Source organism: Mycobacterium persicum, from assembly GCF_002086675.1.
Classification (GTDB): domain Bacteria; phylum Actinomycetota; class Actinomycetes; order Mycobacteriales; family Mycobacteriaceae; genus Mycobacterium; species Mycobacterium persicum.
The window spans coordinates 1-3,191 of sequence record NZ_MVIF01000196.1 but is presented as its reverse complement, the minus strand read 5'-3'; the positions used below and the strand labels follow the sequence as shown (position 1 = coordinate 3,191).

Sequence of the window (3,191 nt, the reverse complement as noted above, 5' to 3'; positions counted from 1 at the left end):
TCGGGGAAACTCTCCATCCCCGCCCTCGGGTCACTAATTATCAGGGGGCGAGTGCCTCACCCAAGGTTGGCAGAGAGGGCCACCCAAGCTGCCCGAAGCAGCCTGGATCAACGAACCACCGAAGGAGAACACCGACACAGAACACGCAGCCTGACACGTCTCAAATGGTTTGACAGGTTCCGATGTGCCGTGACGCGCGCCATTATTCGTTAGGTAGGTACCCAATTTGAGTTTTAAATAAAATACAGGATCGCGAATAGACTCACAAATGTAAAGACACCGAAAAACGCTGCAAATGCGCCCACCGAAAATGCCTTTGTGCGTTTGAAAGCCATCGTGAGTCCACAAAGAAAAAGAGGAAATATCGGTGCAAAAAACCAGAAGAATCCGAAAGTAAGCAGCGTCGACAAGATGCCAACAAACATGCCCGCAAGGAGTGGGACGGGCCGATTTCGGGCATAGTCGAACGGGCTTTCATAGCCAGAGGACGCGATCATATCAGTGCATCCTCCAAGAGGGGAAGCCTAAGAGGAGGTTGACGAAGAGCAGGATCGACCACCCCGTCAGCGGCGCGAGAATGATTCCGATTGCAGTGCCGCGCCATACGGCACCGTTAGCGCCGAAGTACAGGGCCACGCCAGTAACGATCAGGATGAAGGATACCCAAGAGACAAATCTATAAAAATCTCCTGCAGCAAAATGTTCGTGCGTCGCGATAGATATAACTTTCAGCATGATAGCCCACAGAAATCCGCCAGCGATCGCTCCGGTAAATGTGGCGCGTATCCAGTCGATAGGCTCTTTCATATAAACTGTCGGGACCCTTTTCTATCTTGGCAATAGTGGTGGCAGCATAACAACCGGATCATGCAGGCCGATTTCCGGCGGATGATCGACGGGCCCGAGAAGGTATGTGCCCGGGGGCGTAGCAACAAGCGGCGGACCAATGGGCACCGGCGCGGGCCCGTGTCCGGGTTGCGGGAGGGATGGGATCGTCAAGGCAGGGTACTGATCGTTGAATCGCAGTTCCAGCACTTGGTCACCGATTGATCTGTGCCACCAGAGACCAGCAGCAGGCCCCAATGCGTTGTCAACTACGAGGGGCCATGACTGCACGAGCGGTGCCGTCGTCGACCCCGGCCGATCGTTGTAGATCTCGATCGCCGGGAAGTTCGTCACGGTGCCACCGACATGGGGACCTCCGGGCGTCGGCTGGATGGCGATCGTGCCATTCACATCGAACGACGTCGCCTTGGCTAAGCCTTCCCCGCCGGGTGAAAACGGGTCGGCAGCACTATATTTCACCAAAACGCCACCGTCGCTCTTCTGGACAGCTGAGATTGTCGGCGTTCCCGCCCGGATCTGGCCCGTTTTTGCGTCAACTGACGGGTTCTGGCGCGCGACGATGATGCCGTTCTCATAATCGACATAGATTGACACCCGCGATGCCTCCGGCCCCGCGGTAGATGAAAAGCCACGGTTGTCGCCGAGATTGTCGTGAATCGGCTGCCAGTCGAGTTGCGGAGCCCAAACAGCGCGACCAGGAATGAAAAGGTTAGTCCGCACCACACCTTGTCCGGGCACCGGCTTGATGCGTCCAACCACGATGTTCGGGGGCACGCCGCCGTTCTTCGGGTCATAACTATGCGGATCGAGCGCCGCCGCCGTTTGCCAGTCTGCCGCGGAGGTCGGTGGCCTACCGAAAATCTTCGCAAAAGCGGCGATTTCGGTCTGGCGTCGGTCGGCTTCTGGTCCGCCCTTGGTTGGCGTTGCTGGCGCGTCGAAAGCCTCGATCATCGTCGGGTCGCAGCCATCGTTGTTCAAAGTGCTCAGCGAGCTTTGCAAGTCATCTGAGTAGCCAGAACGTATGGATGTCAGCTTTTGTAGAGCGACTTTGGTCTCTGTGATGGCGTCATCTTCGAGAGTGGAAATGAGAGCATCGACTGCGGACTTGTCGGCCTCTGTAAGGCTAACATTGTTCTCGATTTCCAGCGCATCGCCCAGTTCGTTGTCGATCTCTTGCAGCTGGGCCTCCAAGGCAGCAATCTGCTTCCCCGCCAACCGTTGTGCCTCGGCCAGCGCGGCTGCGATGTTCGCCAAGTGCAAACCGATCTTGGGCAGTTGCGCGGCCTGAAGTCCCAGGGAGTTCGCCACGCGCTGAACTTCGACAGAGTCGTTGATCGGATGATCACCGTTGTCCCGCTTCCAGGACGCCTCAAATCGGCGAAGAGCATCGTCGAATGCAGCGCAGGCCTCGGCGGTGCATCGGCCAGCATTGTGGAAGGCCTGGGCCAGCTCAGATATCCGCGCCGGACGTCCAGCCTGCAGACTCTGGTTGATCGCCCACGGATCGCCGCCGACCTCGACGATCAGCCGCGGGATGCTTATATGACGCAGTTGCATTGCACCGCTTGACGTCTCGCTACCTTGTGCTCATTGCGTCGTGTCAGTCCTGTGGCGTGCAGTCGCCGGGTTCCGAGAACAGAAGGCTCGTGAGACGCTCGCGACCCGCTTACCTTTTGCGCCTGTGGCGAGCTGACCGCGCAGCGCGAAGTCATGGCCCAGCGGTATGGCGAGAAATCCCCAGCCTCGAGGGGCTCCACAACGATTGATCGGCACCGCCTTGAGGCTTCTTCCTGCCCTTCCGTCGTGCACATCGTCACTCCTTGCCGTCGTCGAGATCGATAACGCCACAGTCTCCTTCGGACGCAGCGCTCGCGCGTTGTCGTCGCGATCGGTATGCGTCGGACGACAAGGTATCGGCAGCCGAATCGCGGGTCAATTCACTATTTCGCCACAGCATGGTGTCGCCGGGTTATCCAATTCGGTGACAAACTTAGTGGCTCCACCGTGTGGCGCCGACCACGGTAGCGACTCCTTCAGCAGCTGCCGGGCTACCGGCGGTGAACATCGCATCGAGATGAACCGCCGAGGGAGCCACGCGCGAATTCTGCTCTACTGCAGGGGGTGTCGCCATTCACGCCTGAGAACCCACGTAGGGAGCTTGTCCGTCTCGCCCATCCGGCGATGTTTTGGCGGCCCTGGCTGTCCTCGATGTCGCCGCGATCCGGTAGGCGCTGGAGTGCGCGCAGGCAGCAGCAGGAATAACGTCACCGGAACCTGTCAAACCATTTGAGACGTGTCAGGCTGCGTGTTCTGTGTCGGTGTTCTCCTTCGGTGGTTCGTTGATC

General features: G+C 58.5%; 2 protein-coding genes. Both read right to left on the bottom strand.

Annotation, left to right across the window (positions count from 1 at the left end):
• Nucleotides 1-498: 498 nt before the first annotated feature.
• The gene (locus tag BST40_RS27630; protein WP_075545320.1) at nucleotides 499-807 is read right to left on the bottom strand and encodes a hypothetical protein; all 309 of its coding nucleotides are present in this window, start codon (nucleotides 805-807) and stop codon (nucleotides 499-501) included.
• A 21-nt stretch (nucleotides 808-828) separates the two neighbouring features.
• Nucleotides 829-2,403 carry a putative alpha/beta hydrolase gene (locus BST40_RS27625; protein WP_075545319.1) on the bottom strand — a complete coding sequence of 525 codons (1,575 nt, stop codon included), beginning with the start codon at nucleotides 2,401-2,403 and terminating at the stop codon, nucleotides 829-831.
• Nucleotides 2,404-3,191 lie beyond the last annotated feature (788 nt).

Excerpts from the sequence above, each read along its gene's own strand:
- BST40_RS27630 (WP_075545320.1), bottom strand. The coding sequence starts at position 807 with ATGAAAGAGCCTATCGACTGGATACGCGCCACATTTACCGGAGCGATC.
- BST40_RS27625 (WP_075545319.1), bottom strand. The coding sequence starts at position 2,403 with ATGCAACTGCGTCATATAAGCATCCCGCGGCTGATCGTCGAGGTCGGC.